The sequence below is a fragment of the Microbacterium trichothecenolyticum genome (assembly GCF_030818955.1).
Lineage (GTDB): Bacteria > Actinomycetota > Actinomycetes > Actinomycetales > Microbacteriaceae > Microbacterium > Microbacterium trichothecenolyticum_B.
Genome location: NZ_JAUTBF010000001.1, coordinates 2,095,820 through 2,110,675 on the forward strand (window position 1 = coordinate 2,095,820; position 14,856 = coordinate 2,110,675).

The window sequence follows — 14,856 nt, forward strand, 5'->3', positions numbered from 1 at the left end:
GGAGAAGCACGACGACACGCGTCAGGCGTCTCCCGGCGATTCGGCTCGCGTTCGCCCGGATGATTCGACGTAGTCTGAGGCATGGCGCAGACAACGAGTACGGACCGGACCGGCACCATCGTGGCCGTCGTCGGCGGATCTCCCACCGATGCTCTCGCGTCCTTCGAGGGCCTTCCCGGGGTCGCGACGCTGTCGCTCCGCGACAGTGAGCCCGCACTCGCGGCGCGGCGCATCGAGGCCGCGCGGGCACCGTGGGTCGTCCATGACGCCGATCCGCTCGTCCACGTGGCCGCCGCCTGGATCGAGCTCTACGAGGAACGCGCCACGCTCGGCACGTTGGAGGTCGAGGTCGAGAACACCCTCGGAAGCTTCGAGCGCGGCGAGGCGATCATGCCCGACTACTACGTCGTGCTCGACCCCGACCAGGCCGACACCACCTGGAGGCACTGGTGGTGCGGGGCGCTCGGGCACCGCGCTCCCCGTCGCGTTCTGCCCGCGCAGGCACCGACCAGCCCGCGCGACCGGGCGCTTCGCACGCTCCTGACCGCCCTGCCGTCGTCGCGCCCGTGGCCCGATCCGACCGCTTGGCTTCCTGGGCTCGCGTTCGAGATCCCCGACCGGATCGGGTTGCGAGATCTCGGAGCGCCCTGACCCGGCAACATCGTGGTCAGGAACGGGGCGGGGTTCTGCGCGGGGAGCGTTCACCGCCGTCACGCAGCGGACGTTTCTCTCCCGCGGGGATGGGGATATCGAGCCGGTTGCGGGCGGATGGCAGCGGGCACACGTAGTGATCGCTGAAGGCGCACGGCGGCAGGAAGGCGCGCGTGAAGTCGATCTGCGTCGCCCCGTCGGCGTCCGGAAGGGGGACGCGCAAGAACCGGAAGCGATACGACTCCGCACCGCTCGTGGCATCCGCGAAGACGACCGACAGCGCGTCGGGTCCCACGGTGGCATCCAGTGACCGTGAGCGGCCGTCCGGCGTCGTGAGATGCAGCACGCCCACGGCGGAGGCGAGAGAGCGGTGTCCGTCGACGAGCTCGACCTCGCGGGGTGCGTCCGACGGCTCGAACCGCGCCGGCAGCGCCCACTCGGCCAGAGGCTCCCACGCGTCGATCCCCACGAGACCGGCACGTTCGGCCGCCGCCGGGTCGAACACGCGCAGCGCCGGTGCTCCGTCGCGCACGAAGGCGCGGAGCTCCTTCTCGGCCGCTCTCAGCACGTCGCCCCCGCGCAGCACGACGTCATCGCCCACGGCACGTCCCTCGGAATCGGTGTAGCCGCTCGCCGCCAATCCCGTGCCGACCACGCGGTCGCCGTCGGCCGACCACTGCCCGGCGACGCCGTCGAGACGTCGAGGCTCGGCCGTCAGCCACGCCGTCTCGGCGAGGGCCGCCACCCCGTGCGGAGCGAACACCGCACGGTCCCGGGCCCGGCGCCAGTCGTGCCAGGCCGTCGTGAGCGCATCGCTCATGACACGGTCACCGCCTCGGCGGTCCCCGCTTCCGCCCGCGCGGCACGCCACCCCTCTTCCACGAGCGGGACCACCTGCTCGATCAGCACCCGCGCTTTCTCCAGCGTCTGGTCGATCGAGTGCGTCACCGGATGGATGCCGAGCACCAGCTCGTCGGTGAGGGCGACGGTGGGGTCGGCGAGCAGATCGTCGGCGAGGGCGCGCGGATCGCCCCACGCGAAGTTGTCGGAGAGGAACTGCTCGGGCACCGAGAGCGAGGGATCGAGGCGACCGAGCTGGGCCGCGAAGGAATTCCACCGCGAGGCCGTCTCGGACGCCTCGGCGAGCGCGGCGTCGGTCGTGGTCCCCGGGAACGCCGAGCGGGAGGTGATGACGTAGGGCGTGCGGGCATCGCCCCAGGTCTCGGCGAACACGCGGCGGTACTCGACGACCGAGTCCGCCTGCCGCTGCTGGAACGCTCGACGGGCCTCGGGGGTGCGCTCGGGGCCGTTGCCGAAGCGTTCGAGGATGAGTCCGATGCCGCGACGGGCGGCCGCACGGATGCTCTCGATGTTGGAGCTCCCGGCGAACTGACGCCCCTCCAGGGCCGGGGCCGGTGGCCAGATCGAGGCCGATCCGCCCTCCACGGTGTTGCCGCGCAGGGCCCAGTCCAGGGTGTCGAGCTTGGCCTCGAAGGTGCCGTCGCGGTCGGGGTGGTACGCCTCGAAGACGTGGAACGAGTCGCTCGGAACGCCCTTTCCGAGCCCGGCGAGAAGCCGCTGGCCGGACAGATGGTCGATGACGGCGAGGTCTTCCGCGACGCGCACCGCGTCATCGAGCACCACCGGCAGCACCGCCGTGCCCAGGGCGATGCGTGAGGTGCTCACCGCGGCCGCGCCGAGGAACGCGTAGGGCGAGGGCAGTGCCGCCCAGCCCGAGAAGAAGTGCCGCGTCGCGATCCAGGCGCTGTCGTAGCCGAGTTCCTCGATCCCCTGGATGAGGCGGATGTTGTCGCGATAGATGCGCGACAGATCGTCGTGCTGGTCGAGGTGGGTGATGAAGCCGACGCGCAGTCGCGACCCCAGAGGACCGGTTCCGCGCGGATCGAGGGTGCTGGGCAGCGAGGGGCGGGTCATGTGAGGACCTTTCCGGTGAGGGGGCGATCGGGGACGCGCTCGGCGCTGACATCGGGCTCGGCGACCGCGTCGTCGTACGGGGTGAGGTCGGATGGGGCGGGCCGCGCCGGGATGCCGCGATCGGTCCACGGGACCGAGGTGCGCGCCGCGTCGGCTTGCAAGTGGGGCAGCTGCTCGGCGAAGAGCTCGATGGACTCGAGCACGTGAGCGTGGGCGACGTGCGGCCCCTGGAACTGGATGGCCGTCTCCTCGGTGCCGTCGAACTGCTCGGTCCACTCCCAGATGCGATCGGCCACCTCGGAGGCCGTCCCGACCGCAAAGCTGAGCTTGTCGGCGATGTCGTCGAAACTCGCGCTGTCGGGGCCGCCGCGCCAGTTCGTGCGCAGGTAGATCGCGGCGTACTCGCGCAGGAACTCCACCGCGCGTTCCCGAGCGAGCCGGCGGGTGGGAGCGACCAGGCCCGAGCGCAGGTGGATGACCTCGCCGTCGGGGACGGCGGCGCGGTACTCCGCGTTGATGCGCAGCCGTTCGGCGAGCGGGAGGGGTCGCGGGATCATGAGGCGGAATCCGTGCGCACTCGCGAGCGACACGGCGTTGCGCCCGGCCGCCGTCCACAGCAGGTCGCGGGCCGGCCGCCCGGCGGGCGGAGAGATCTCGACGTCGCGGAACGTGTAGAACTCCCCCTCGAAGTCGACCACGCCGTCATCGATCGCCTGGCGCAGGATCTCGACGACCTCGCGCGCCCGGGCCGCGGCATCCGACCGGTCGAAGCCCCACACGGCGGCGAACTCCTCGCTCGCGATACCGGTGCCGACACCGAGGTCGAGGCGACCGCCCGAGAGCGCGTCGACCAGCAGCGCCTGCTCGGCGAGACGGATGGGGTGGTAGAACGGCGCGCAGACGACCGAGGTGCCCAGGCGGATGCGTGAGGTGACACCGCTCAGGCGCGCGAAGAGGGTGAGGGGGTCGGGCACCTCTCCGCGCATGCGGAAATGGTGCTCGGTGACCCAGACGCCGTGATAACCCAGCCGGTCGCCGAGAACGACCTGCTCCTCGAGCTCACGGTAGAAGGAGGCGGGTGACTGCCCGGGCGAGACGTCACCGTAGGAAAAGAGATCGATACGGGGCATGGGGGTCTTTCTGAAAGGAGGAACCGGGGTCCGGGGCGGCTCAGACGCGCCGCCCCGGACGCGTCAGGACGCGAGCCAGACGTCGTAGAAGCTGTCGGTGTACCCGACCTTGTCGAACTTCCAGCCCTGCACAGCGGCCGTCGTGCCGACGATCTTCTGCGGAATGTACAGCGGCACGGCGTAGCCCTCGTCGAGGATGCGGTGCTGCACCTTCTGCGCGGCGGCGATGCGCGTCTGCGGGTCGAGGCTCGACGAGATCACGCCGTAGGCCTCGTCGATGACCGGGTCGCTCACGAGACCGTAGTTGATGCCGGACCCTCCACCGGACTTCGGGATGGCGCGGGTGGTGAAGGGCACCACGCTCGTGCCGACGTCGGCGAAGCCGCGCGAGGCGTCGGCCAGGTTGTGCTGACCCTTGGCGAGCTCGGTGGTGAACGCCGCGGAGTCGAAGGGCGTGCGCACGACCTCGAAGCCGGCCTTCTTCAGCGACGAGGCGATGGCCTCGCCCAGCTGCTGACGCTGGTCGGTCTGCACATAGAGGCTGTCGACGGGCCACTGCACGGTGAGGCGCTTGCCGTCCTTGACGCGGTAGCCCTCGGCATCCACCTCGGTGTACCCGGCCTTCTCGAGCAGCGACTCCGCCTCGTCGAGGTCGTAGCCCCACGATCCGACGAGCGACTCGTCGAAGGCACCCTCGGGGGGAGTTCCGGGCAGGGTCGTCGACCACGCCTTCTGGTAGACCCCGCCATACACCCCCTTGAGCAGACCGTCGACGTCGATCGCCGAGCGCAGGGCGAGCCGCACGTTGAGGTCGTCGAAGGGGGCGATGTTCGGGTTCAGCGCGAGGTAGTACGGCGTGCCCGTGTTGTCCTGCTGCAGCACCGTGTCACCCGCGGCCTGGACCTCGGGAATGTTCAGCGGCGGCACCTGGTCGACCGCGTCGGCCTGCCCCGACGTCAGCGCACCGATGCGGGCCTGCGGCTCGGGCACGAACTGCACGACGACCTCGTCGAGGTACGCCGGCCCGCTGTGACCCCACGTCTCGGGGGCCCACTGGTAGTCGTCGTTGCGCTCGAGCACGAGCTTGCTGCCCTTGACGTACTCGGCCACCTTGAACGGCCCCGTACCGACAGACAGCAGGGGGTTGCTGCTGAGCTCGGCCGGCGTGTGAGCCGACAGGACCGCTCCGGAGTAGATCGGCCAGTGCGGCGTCGAGAAGGCGTGGATGAGCGCGGCGTTGGGGCGCGACAGCGTGACCTTCAGCGTGTGCTCGTCGACGACCTCGGTGCCGGCGATACCGGTCGAGACGGTGGCGAGGTCGGGCTCGTTCAGCGGACGGTCGATGTTCTGCTTCAGCACCGCAGCGGTGAACGGCGTTCCGTCGTGGAACGTCACGCCTTCGCGCAGGTGGAAGGTGTAGGTCAGGCCGTCGTCGCTGATGTCCCACGACGTCGCCAGGTCGGGCTTGTACGTGCCGTCGGCGTCTTGTGCGACGAGGGTGTCGAAGATCGAGCTGTTGAGGGAGTTGACGTTCAGGCTCGGGATCCGCTGGCCGTCCCAGACGGGGGGCTCGGTGGTCGCGAGGTAGGTGAGGGTGCCTCCCGTCACCGGGGTGGCGGGGACGTCGGCGTTCGGTGCGGTGCTGCTGCCGCCCGCGCACGAAGAGAGAGCCAGCGCCGCGACGACGGCGAGCGTCGGGGCGAGGAAACGGGTTCTGCGGGACATGTGGATCTTTCTCGGGTGAGGGTTCAGGATCGGGTGGGCAGGGTGGGAATGGCTCGGACGAGCTCCCGGGTATAGGGGTGGCGCGGGTCGTCGAAGACGTCGTCGACGGCGCCGGACTCGACGATGCGACCCGCGCGCATGACCACCACGTCGTCGGCGACGTGGCGTACCACCCCCAGGTCGTGCGAGATGAAGAGCAGGCTGATGCCCAGGCCCACCCGGAGGTCGGACAGCAGATCGAGCACCTGCGCCTGCACCGACACGTCGAGCGCCGACACCGGCTCGTCGCACACGAGCACCTCGGGATCGACGGCGAGCGCGCGCACGATCGCGACGCGTTGGCGCTGACCGCCCGAGAGGGAGAGGGGATGCCGCGACAGCAGCGCCGTGTCGAGCCCGACCTGCTGCAGCAAGGCGCCGGCACGTTCTCGACGATCGCGGCGAGCGACGCCCGCGGCGCCGAGGGCCTCCGACACCACGGCCTCCACATCGTGCCGGGGGTCGAACGAGCCCAGCGGATCCTGCGAGATCACCTGGATGCGGTGACGTCGCGCCCGTCGTGCGCGCTCGGTGGCGGGCACCCAGGGCTCACCGTCGAGCTCGACGGTGCCGGTGTCGGCAGCGGTGAGTCCGAGCACGATGCCGGCGAGCGTGGACTTGCCCGAACCGGATTCGCCCACCACCCCCAGAGACGTGCCCCGCGGGAGGGTGAACGAGATGTCGTCGACGGCGAGCAGACGGCCCCCGTCGGGGCGTCGGTAGGTCTTCGTCACGCCCGTGACACGCAGGGCCGGCGTCAGGGGGTCGCGCGTCGGCGAGGCGGGCGGAACGGGCGTCTCGGCGCGGGAACGGATGACGCCGAGCCGGCGCGGGGCAACAGAGCGTCGGGGCGTCGGTGCCGGCCGTTCGAGGCGCACGGGTGCCGCCTGCGACAGTCGCTCCCCGCGCGAGCGCTCCGAGGGGATCGCGTCGATGAGGCGCCGCGTGTAGGCGGCCGACGGGGCCGACAGCACCCGGGACGCCTCACCGCGCTCGACGACCTGTCCGTCTTTGAGTACGAGGATCTCATCCGCCAGGTCTGCGACGACGGCGAGATCGTGACTGACCAGCAGCAGCGCCGTGCCCTCGTCTCGCACGCGCCGCAGCAGGTGCAGCACCTGGCGCTGCACCGTCACATCCAGAGCCGTGGTCGGCTCGTCGGCGATGAGCACGCGGGGCCCGGCGGCGAGGGCGCTGGCGATGAGCGCGCGTTGGCGCAGGCCCCCGGACAGCTCGTGCGGGTATTGCGCGGCCCGAAGCTCCGGCTCGGGAACGCCGACGTCTGCCAACAGCTCCAGCGCCCGCTCCCGGCGATCGCCTCGGGCCGCGTGCGTGTGCACGCGGACGGCATCCGTCACCTGAGGACCGATCCGCACGAACGGATCGAGCGAGACGAGGGCGTCCTGAAGCACCAGGCCCACGTCGGCTCCGCGCACGCGGCGCCAGGCGTGCTCGCCGAGGCCGAGCAGATCGGTGCCGTCGAGTGTCAACTCCTCGGCCTCGACGCGGGAGCCCGGGCCGACCAGGCCCAGCAGGCTCCGGCCGGTCACCGACTTGCCCGAGCCGGACTCGCCCACCAGGGCCACACAGCGCCCGGGCTCGAGGTCGAAACCGACGCCGTCGACCGCCACCGTGTCGCCGAAGCTCACGCGCAGATCACGCACGCGCACGAGCGGCGCGCTCACAGCGAGCTCCGGCGGGAGACGAAGCGCTGCTGCGCCCAGCGACCGGCGACGGTGATCGCCACGACCGACGCCGTGATGAACAGGCCCGGCCAGATCGACAGCGCGGGTGCGATCGAGAGGTACTGGCGGGATTCGGCCAGCATGAGACCCCACTCCGGCGTCGGGGGAACGGCACCCAGCCCCAAGAAGCTCAGGGCCGCGCCGAAGATGATCGAGACGCCCACGCCCAGCACGGCACTGACGAGAACGGGGCCCAGGCTGTTGGGGACGACGTGACGGGCCACCAGCCGAACAGGCGGCAGGCCCAACGTCACGGCGCTGCCCACGTAGCCCGACTGGCGCACCTGCAACACCTGCGAGCGCACGAGACGAGCCGCCCCGGGGATGCGGCCGAGCCCGACCGCCCAGATCACGCTCGCCTGTCCGGGGCCGAGCACCGCGATGGCGACGAGGGCGACGAGCACCTCAGGAAATGCCAGGAGCACGTCCAGACCGCGCGACACGATCCGGTCGGTGATTCCCCGGGTGTACCCGGCGATCACCCCCAACAGCACTCCTCCGGCGAGGGCGATCACGGTCGCGCCGACGCCGAGCGACAGCGAGTACCACGCGCCGTGCACGAGGCGGGAGTACAGGTCGCGACCCAGCTGATCGGTGCCGAGCCAGTGCGCGGCGCTCGGTGGGGCGAACGCGTCGGCGGGGTCGCTGGCGAGGGGGTCCTGGGTGGCGAGCAGTCCGGGCGCGACCGCGGCCGCCACGAGCGCGGCGATGACCACGAACGCCGCGATCACGCCGACGGGAACGCGATCGAAGCGCCGCGGGGTGGCCGCGTGGGGAGCGAGGGCGACGGTCATGATGCCTTCCGCAGTCGGGGGTCGATGAGCGGGTACAGCAGATCGACCGCGGTGTTCAGCAGGATGAAGACGAAGGCGGCGAAGATCACCACCCCCATCACGAGCGGGATGTCACGGTCCTGCAGGGCGTCGACGGCGAGGCGCCCGATGCCGGGCCGCGAGAAGAGCGTCTCGATGACCGCCGTGCCGCTGAGCAGGGATCCCACGATGACCGAGCTCAGGGTCAGCGCCGGAAGACTGGCGTGGCGCAGCACATGCCGCGAGCGCACCTCGCTCTCACTCAGGCCCCGCGCCCGCAACGTCGTCACGAACGGTTCGTGAAGGGTGTGCTCCATGCGTTCGCGCAGCACCTGCGTCAGCACTCCGACCAGGGGCACGGCGAGCGTCACCACCGGCAGGACCAGAGACGCCGGTCCCGTCCCCCCGAAGGCGGGCACCCATCGCAGGCCGAACGAGAACACCGTCATCAGCACGATGCCCAGCCAGAACGACGGCGTCGACACCGCGATGAGCTCGAACCCCTGGGCGAGCACCCGGGCGAACGGGCGCCGGCCGCTCGTGGCGAGGGCGAGCACGACGGATGCCGCGACGGCCACGACCATCGCCCACGTCGTGAGCTCCACGGTGGGGCCGAGCTCCGACCAGAGGATCTCGGTCACGGGGACGCCCCGCTGGTAGCTCACCCCGAGATCGCCGCGGGCGACCCCGGCGAGGTAGGTGACGTACTGCACGAAGACCGGCTGGTCGAGTCCGTACTGGGCGGCGACGGCCGCGCGCATCGCGGGGGTCACGTCCTGGATGCCGGCCATGAGCTTGTCGAGCGGGTCGCCGGGGATGAGCTTCACCGCGAGGAACGTGAGCGTCGCCGCGGCCCAGACGACGAGGACGATGTCCACCAGCGTGCGCACGGCGACACGGATCCACGAACCGCCGCGACGTGACCTGACCGGTGCGCCGGATTGTGGCGAGGCGTCGTCGATCGTGCGCGGCCGCCCCTCTTGCAGGGTCACGGCGCCACTCTCCGCCGACCGCCGGTGGCGGCGAACTCCGCGGCGACGTCGGCACGCAGCTCCTCGTCGGAGACGAAGTCGGCCGCCGCCCCGGCGAGGGCGATCGCGGCGTCCACGAGCGCGTCGAAGGCGGCCGGTTGCACGGTGCTGTCGGCGAAGGCCGCGTTGTGGGGCAGCACACCCGGTGCCGCTCCCAGGCCCAGGGTCGGGTGGATCGACGGCACGAACCAGCTGACGTTGCCCATGTCGGTCGACGGGCCGCCTTGCCGCGCGGTTCTCGGACGGAGGGGGACGACACGGCCCCGCCGCTCCAGCGCCGTCGCCCACCGCTCCGTGAGGGTGACGTTCGGCCGCAGCGGGAGGTAGGCGGGTACGAAGTCGAGGTCGAGGTCGAGCCGCGTGCCGGTCGACAGCGCCGCCGCCTCGAGGATCGCGACGACCCGCTCGACGAGGACGTCGAGGGTGGCGATGTCGTCGGAGCGGATGAGGAATTCCGCCGATGCGCGCTCGGGGACCACGTTCGCCGCCGCGCCGCCGTCGGTGATGATGCCGTGGATGCGGTCGACGGGAAGGATGTGCTGGCGCAGCTGGGCGATCGACTGGTACGCCGTGACCACGGCATCCAGAGCGTTCAGTCCGAGGTAGGGGCTGAGCGCCGCGTGTCCCGCGCGACCGTGATAGGTCGCGACGAGGCGGCGCACGCCGCTGGTGCCGCCGCCGAGGATCGCCCCGACGTCGTCGCCCGTTGACGGGTGCACCATGCCCGCCGCGTCGACGTCGTCGAAGCCGCCGGCACGGAGGATGAGTTCCTTTCCTCCACCGCCCTCTTCGGCGGGGGCGCCGATGATGCTGACGCGCCCGTCGCGGACGACGTCGGATGCCGCGAGGAAAGCGCCCACCGCGATCGCCGCGATGATGTTGTGGCCGCACGCGTGGCCGATACCGGGAAGCGCGTCGTACTCGGCGACCACGGCGAAGTGCGGTCCGCCCGTTCCGCGGGTGGCGCGGAAAGCCGTGGGCAGTGCGAAGGCCCCGCGCTCGACCTCGGCGCCGTGCGCCTCGAGCAGGTCGGCGATCCGGGCGGCGCTGCGCACCTCTTCGAAACCGACCTCGGGGTTCGCGTGCAGATCCACGGCGAGGGCGGTGAGCTCGGGGCGCAGCTGCTCGACCCGAGCTGCGATGGCGGCGTGGACCGACGCATCCGCGCCCCGGCGATCGCGGCGGACCGCGTCGACGACGGTGGCCTCCGCGCGGGCGCGGCCCCACGCGGTGTAGACCTCGAGGGGGTCGACGGTGTGTCGAGCGCTCATGCCTCGTCCTTCGATCGTCGGGGGTCGAACGCCGTATCGCCCACTTCGCGAGCGACGACCTCGTCGATCCGGGCCAGGGTCTCGGCATCCAGTCGAATGCCCGCGGCTCGCGCATTGGCCGCGAGATGGTCTGAGGAGCGACTGCCGACCACGGCTCCCGCCCCGGGCAACGTGGTGAAGATCCACGCGAGCGCCACCTGGGCACCGTCGAGTCCGAGCGGCGCGCCGATGGCGGACAGGCCGGCGAACAGCGCCCGGTGCTGGTCGGCGCCGATCCCGCGACCCAGCAGCGGCCAGTACGCGAGGAAAGGGATGCCGCGCCGCTCGAGACCGCGGGCGAGATCGGCGTCGTTCCTCGCCACGACGTTGTAGAGGCTCTGAACGGCGGCGAGCTCGGGCTCGAGCGCGAGAACCTCTTCGAGCTGCGGCGCGGTGGGCTGACTGACACCGATGTGCCCGATCAGCCCCTGGCTGCGCAGCTGCTGCAATGCACCGAGCTGGTCGGCGAGCGGGTAGTCGGGATCGATGCGGTGCAGATAGACCAGGTCGATGCGCTCGCGCCGAAGTCTCGACAGGCTCGCGTGCACCTGCTGTCGCAGGTAGTCGGGGCGACCGAGCACTCCCCACTCCCCGGGACCGGGCCGCAGCATCCCGACCTTGGTGGCCACGAGCACCTCGGCGCGATCGCCCACCACGTCGCCGATGATCTGCTCGCTGACGGCGGGACCGAGTGAGTCGGCGGTGTCGATGTGGTCGATGCCGGCCTCGAGGGCTGCGCGCAGTATGCCGCGGGGCACGTCGAGGTCGCGCGGCACGCCCCACCCGTCGCCGGCGGTCAGACGCGCCCCACCAAGAGCGACGCGAGACACACGGTGTCCGGCGAGGTCGAAAACGGCGCGCGCGGGCGCGTCAGTGTCGGGCAGCGAGGCGGCGAGGCTCACGGGACTCCTTGGGAGCTGGTCGGGTGCGCCACGACGCTAGGGGACGGGCGTGCCGACAGCCGCCCGGGCTGTCACACGTCGTCAAACCTCGTCATCCACCGTCAAACCGCGTCACAAAGAGCGTCATGTTACGTGGGAGAAGCTCGGCCGCAGGACGCCCGAGAGGGCAGCGCGACCGCGCGCGAACCGGCCGACCTCGGCCGGGCATCTGCGCTACCGGAACCTCGCGTCAACCGCGACGACGGCCCCGTTTTCTCGTCGCGAGGAGCCTGAGGATCGCCGGAACTCCGATGTAGGCGGCGAACGGAACCGCGGCTGCGGTCAGGAGCGCGGATCGCAGAACCAGTGGCAGCTCTTCGAACGGCGCGAGGCTCGCCTGGCCGACTGTCACCACGGGGAAGATGACCAGCCACGTGATCTCTCGTCCAAGCGTAAACAACGGTCGAGCTACCCTCAACAGCCGAAGGGCCGGCGCCCGCCGACCTCGTTGCGCGTTCGATACGAGGCACCGCGGAGGAAGGCGGCAACGGCCCTGTAGCGAGCCAGTAATGACGAGACTCAAGTGCTTTCTCGCGTTCGTCACGTTTCATCGGCTGTCACTCCTGCGCGGATTCCCGCGAGGAGGAGGTCGAGTCCGGTGAGGAACTGATCTCGGTCGTCGTGATCGCGAAGGTTGGCAACGGCTGCGTTGAGGAACGGATAGGTTGTGACCTGCCCCACGGATTTGGTGCCAGTCGCGGTCGCTAACTCGCGGCGGGGATGTCGTTGATGTTGAGTGTCTCGTATTCGATCGGTGTGCGGTGGCCGAGGGCGGAGTGTCGGCGTTGCCGGTTGTGGAAGATCTCGATGTACTCGAAGATCGCGTTCGCGAGCTCGACCCGGGTCTTCCACTTCTTCCGATCCAGCAGCTCGATCTGCATTGATGACCAGAAGCTTTCCATCATCGCGTTGTCCAGTCCGTCACCGACGGATCCGAAGGAGGGGAGCAAGCCTGCGGAGCGGATCTTCTCCCCGAAGAGCCATGAGGTGAATTGCGTTCCGTGGTCCGCATGAACAATGCCGCCCGGCTCAGGGCGACGATTCCGGATGGCCATGTCGAGCGCGTTGATGACGAGGGTGGTGCGGATCGGGCCGGGGAGCCCGTAGATCCCGGCTTGATGCATGAGTGTGAACACGGTCTTGTCGCTGACGGTCACGCCCATCGCCATGGTCAACTCGGCGTGGACGCGGCGGTACCCGTAGGTGCCGCGGGAGGTGACGTGCACTTCCCGGATCAGCCCGGTCAGCCATTGCCGGCGCAGTTCGGACTGGGTCAGTGGTTTGCGTTTGACACGGTAGTAGTGTTGCCTCGCAAACCCCGAGGACGCGGCAACAGCGGTCGATCGGGATCCCGGCGTCGGCGAGGCGGTCGATCACCGGGAAGAGTCTTTTGGGTGGACACGCTCCTCGTCGAGGAACCTTGCCGCCTGCCGAACGATCAGCAGCTCGCTCTCAAGCTCTCTGATTCGACGCTTCGCTGCGCGTAGCTCTGCCGATTCCGAAGACGGGACACCGGGACGGCGACCGTTGTCGATGTCGTCCTGACGGATCCAGTTCGAGAGCGTGACGGGGTGGATGCCGAGTTCGACGGCTGTCTGCTTGGCCTGCTTGCCAGCACGCACGAGCGCGACAGCACGAGCACGAAACTCCGGCGGATAAGGACGTGGCATGAGGATGAGCCTTCCGGATCAGGCCACCAGTTAGCCACCGAACCTGGAACCCTTTCCATGGGGCAGGTCAAGATGTCACCTATCCGTGCAGCAGACCCCTCAGCTCTACAGCCGCATCGGCTTCCCCCACGAATACCGTCCCCTCCGCAGCGATGAACTCACCGCCGTCGTCACGCAACGCCTCCCCTCACCGGACCCAGCCGACGACGGACTCGCACACACCGCTGCCCTAGCCGCCATCGTGCGCACCACCAACGGGAACTTCCGCCTCGCCGATCGCCTTGTCACTCAAATCAGACGTGTCCTTGACATCAACGGGCACACCCACCTCACGCCCGAGGCTGTCGACGCCGCCCAGGAAGCCCTCCTCATCGGACGCTGAACGACGCGGTAAGCGCGACACCTATTGCCGCGATTCACAGAGATCGCTGACGTCGGGTCGGTCGGATGTAGCGGAATCGGAGGTTTATGGCACCCTGGGTTGCCCCGGGTCCGCCATAGTGGGAGCTTGGCTCGAGGTCCGGGCTTACGCGACAACCACGTGGTCACCATTTGCGAGCACGGCCGGTCTGATCAGTCGATCAGTTCGCGGATTCCCGTGGATGCGTCGAATAGCGCGACTGTCGCTTGTGCAGCGCTGTCGACAGCCAAGCGGGGCTCGGCTGGTGGCTCGTCAGGGTAATAGGTGCCTGCGCCGTAGAGCCGGCCGTACCGGAGTACCACCCCGCCGTAGGTGAGGACGCTGCGCTCAAGGAAGGCGACACCGTGGGCGGTATCCGAACCGGGCTCTAAGTCCCAGGCGACGCTTTGTGCGAGGAATCTGGGGTGACCGGCAGCTTCGGCGGCGGCGAGGAGGTTGGTTGTCCCCTCGATGCGGATGCGGGCGTTCGCGGATTGCCGGGTCGCAATTTCGCCGGCCTGATCCGGGAGGTCGGTCAGTTGGTGCAGGATGACGTCGGGAGCAAAAGCCGTCGTTACTGATCGCAGTTTGTCGGCGTCAAAGACGTCGCAGATGATCCCTCGGGCGCCAAGACCCTCGACCGTGCGGCAGCCACGCTCCGACCGTGTGATCCCGAGCACGACACTGCCTCGCTGGACGAGGAGCGGGAGGATTGCGCGTCCGAGTACACCCGATGCGCCGGCAACGAGAACGCGCATCATTCTGTCCCCTTGTTCGGGATCATCTCGTACGTGATCCACGGTGTCAGTGTGGCAACGCGGTCGTAGATCGAACGCGCTGGCCCGTTCGATCCGGCCGTGAACCATCGCACCACGTCAGCTCCCGCCGCGGCCGCGGTCTCCGCCACCGCAACGAGGAGCGCGGTCGCGACCCCATGGCCACGCGCTGACGGGTCTGTGAACAAGTCATCGAGAAACAACCCCATCGAGGCTCTCATCGGCCGGGCATAGAGACGAACGTTCGCCAGGCCGACGATCCCTGGCGCTCCTGCGACATCGACTGCAACGAGACCGGTGATACCGTGCTGCTTTGCCAACACCCACGCCCACGTGCGCTCAACCGCCTGCTCATCGGCGGATAAGCCGTAGAACTCTCGGTAGCCGGCATACAAGCGCTGCCAAGACTCAGCGTCCGTCGCCACGGCGGGCCGGACAGTGACTGACATGACCCGAGCGTACAACGACCGGCCTCAGAATGGTCGCCGAGTTCGCAGCCGAACGCATCCGTGCCTGCACGGGTGAGGGGAAGACGACCGCCAGGAACGCGGGCAAGCACCTCCGAATGAAGCCCGAGCTTTCCGAAGCAGCCGCATCGAAGGTCACCGCGTATATAGCAAGGGGTGTTTCTTCAATTGGGACTGTCAACGTGCGAGCCTTGACTGCACCCGTGAAGTACTCCGTCGGGAGA

At 69.7% G+C, this 14,856-nt stretch carries 14 protein-coding genes and 1 pseudogene; 2 read left to right on the forward strand and 13 right to left on the reverse strand.

What is annotated here, in order from left to right; translation table 11 throughout:
* The first annotated feature begins 81 nt into the window (after positions 1 to 81).
* Positions 82 to 651 (forward strand): hypothetical protein, encoded by a 570-nt coding sequence (locus tag QE412_RS10025; RefSeq protein WP_307482999.1) that lies wholly within the window; start codon positions 82 to 84, stop codon positions 649 to 651.
* Between the two features lie 16 nt (positions 652 to 667).
* On the opposite strand, the gene QE412_RS10030 is transcribed toward QE412_RS10025, so the two are convergent.
* The 11 genes and pseudogenes from QE412_RS10030 to QE412_RS10075 form a co-directional block, all read right to left on the reverse strand.
* Entirely contained in the window at positions 668 to 1,471 is an 804-nt protein-coding gene (locus QE412_RS10030) for a DUF1684 domain-containing protein (protein WP_307483002.1), read from the reverse strand.
* A complete protein-coding gene (locus QE412_RS10035; RefSeq protein WP_307483005.1) occupies positions 1,468 to 2,586 on the reverse strand; it encodes an LLM class flavin-dependent oxidoreductase in 1,119 nt (372 codons plus the stop codon). Before QE412_RS10035 ends, QE412_RS10030 begins: the two co-directional genes overlap by 4 nt.
* On the reverse strand, positions 2,583 to 3,716 hold the full coding sequence (locus QE412_RS10040; protein WP_307483008.1) for an LLM class flavin-dependent oxidoreductase: 1,134 nt from the start codon (positions 3,714 to 3,716) through the stop codon (positions 2,583 to 2,585). The genes QE412_RS10035 and QE412_RS10040 overlap by 4 nt, the downstream gene beginning before the upstream one ends.
* Positions 3,717 to 3,779: 63 nt before the next feature.
* A complete protein-coding gene (locus QE412_RS10045) occupies positions 3,780 to 5,441 on the reverse strand; it encodes an ABC transporter substrate-binding protein (protein WP_307483009.1) in 1,662 nt (553 codons plus the stop codon).
* Positions 5,442 to 5,464: 23 nt separating this feature from the next.
* On the reverse strand, positions 5,465 to 7,165 hold the full coding sequence (locus QE412_RS10050; protein ID WP_307483014.1) for a dipeptide ABC transporter ATP-binding protein: 1,701 nt from the start codon (positions 7,163 to 7,165) through the stop codon (positions 5,465 to 5,467).
* A complete protein-coding gene (locus QE412_RS10055) occupies positions 7,162 to 8,019 on the reverse strand; it encodes an ABC transporter permease (protein WP_307483017.1) in 858 nt (285 codons plus the stop codon). The genes QE412_RS10050 and QE412_RS10055 overlap by 4 nt, the downstream gene beginning before the upstream one ends.
* A complete protein-coding gene (locus tag QE412_RS10060; protein ID WP_307483020.1) occupies positions 8,016 to 9,029 on the reverse strand; it encodes an ABC transporter permease in 1,014 nt (337 codons plus the stop codon). The genes QE412_RS10055 and QE412_RS10060 overlap by 4 nt, the downstream gene beginning before the upstream one ends.
* On the reverse strand, positions 9,026 to 10,339 hold the full coding sequence (locus tag QE412_RS10065; RefSeq protein WP_307483023.1) for an amidohydrolase: 1,314 nt from the start codon (positions 10,337 to 10,339) through the stop codon (positions 9,026 to 9,028). The genes QE412_RS10060 and QE412_RS10065 overlap by 4 nt, the downstream gene beginning before the upstream one ends.
* Positions 10,336 to 11,280, reverse strand: coding sequence for an aldo/keto reductase (locus QE412_RS10070; RefSeq protein ID WP_307483026.1), 945 nt, complete (start codon positions 11,278 to 11,280; stop codon positions 10,336 to 10,338). Before QE412_RS10070 ends, QE412_RS10065 begins: the two co-directional genes overlap by 4 nt.
* Before the next feature lie 579 nt (positions 11,281 to 11,859).
* The gene (locus tag QE412_RS17725; protein ID WP_373426545.1) at positions 11,860 to 12,000 is read right to left on the reverse strand and encodes a hypothetical protein; all 141 of its coding nucleotides are present in this window, start codon (positions 11,998 to 12,000) and stop codon (positions 11,860 to 11,862) included.
* Positions 12,001 to 12,023: 23 nt separating this feature from the next.
* Positions 12,024 to 12,989, reverse strand: a pseudogene (locus tag QE412_RS10075) (IS3 family transposase).
* A gap of 85 nt (positions 12,990 to 13,074) precedes the next feature.
* Between QE412_RS10075 and QE412_RS10080 the strand changes: the two are divergent.
* On the forward strand, positions 13,075 to 13,371 hold the full coding sequence (locus QE412_RS10080) for an ATP-binding protein (protein ID WP_307483028.1): 297 nt from the start codon (positions 13,075 to 13,077) through the stop codon (positions 13,369 to 13,371).
* A 191-nt stretch (positions 13,372 to 13,562) separates the two neighbouring features.
* On the opposite strand, the gene QE412_RS10085 is transcribed toward QE412_RS10080, so the two are convergent.
* Positions 13,563 to 14,150: an NAD-dependent epimerase/dehydratase family protein gene (locus tag QE412_RS10085; RefSeq protein WP_307483030.1), complete on the reverse strand. Its 588-nt coding sequence runs from the start codon at positions 14,148 to 14,150 to the stop codon at positions 13,563 to 13,565.
* Positions 14,147 to 14,614 carry a GNAT family N-acetyltransferase gene (locus QE412_RS10090; RefSeq protein WP_307483032.1) on the reverse strand — a complete coding sequence of 156 codons (468 nt, stop codon included), beginning with the start codon at positions 14,612 to 14,614 and terminating at the stop codon, positions 14,147 to 14,149. The genes QE412_RS10085 and QE412_RS10090 overlap by 4 nt, the downstream gene beginning before the upstream one ends.
* Positions 14,615 to 14,856 lie beyond the last annotated feature (242 nt).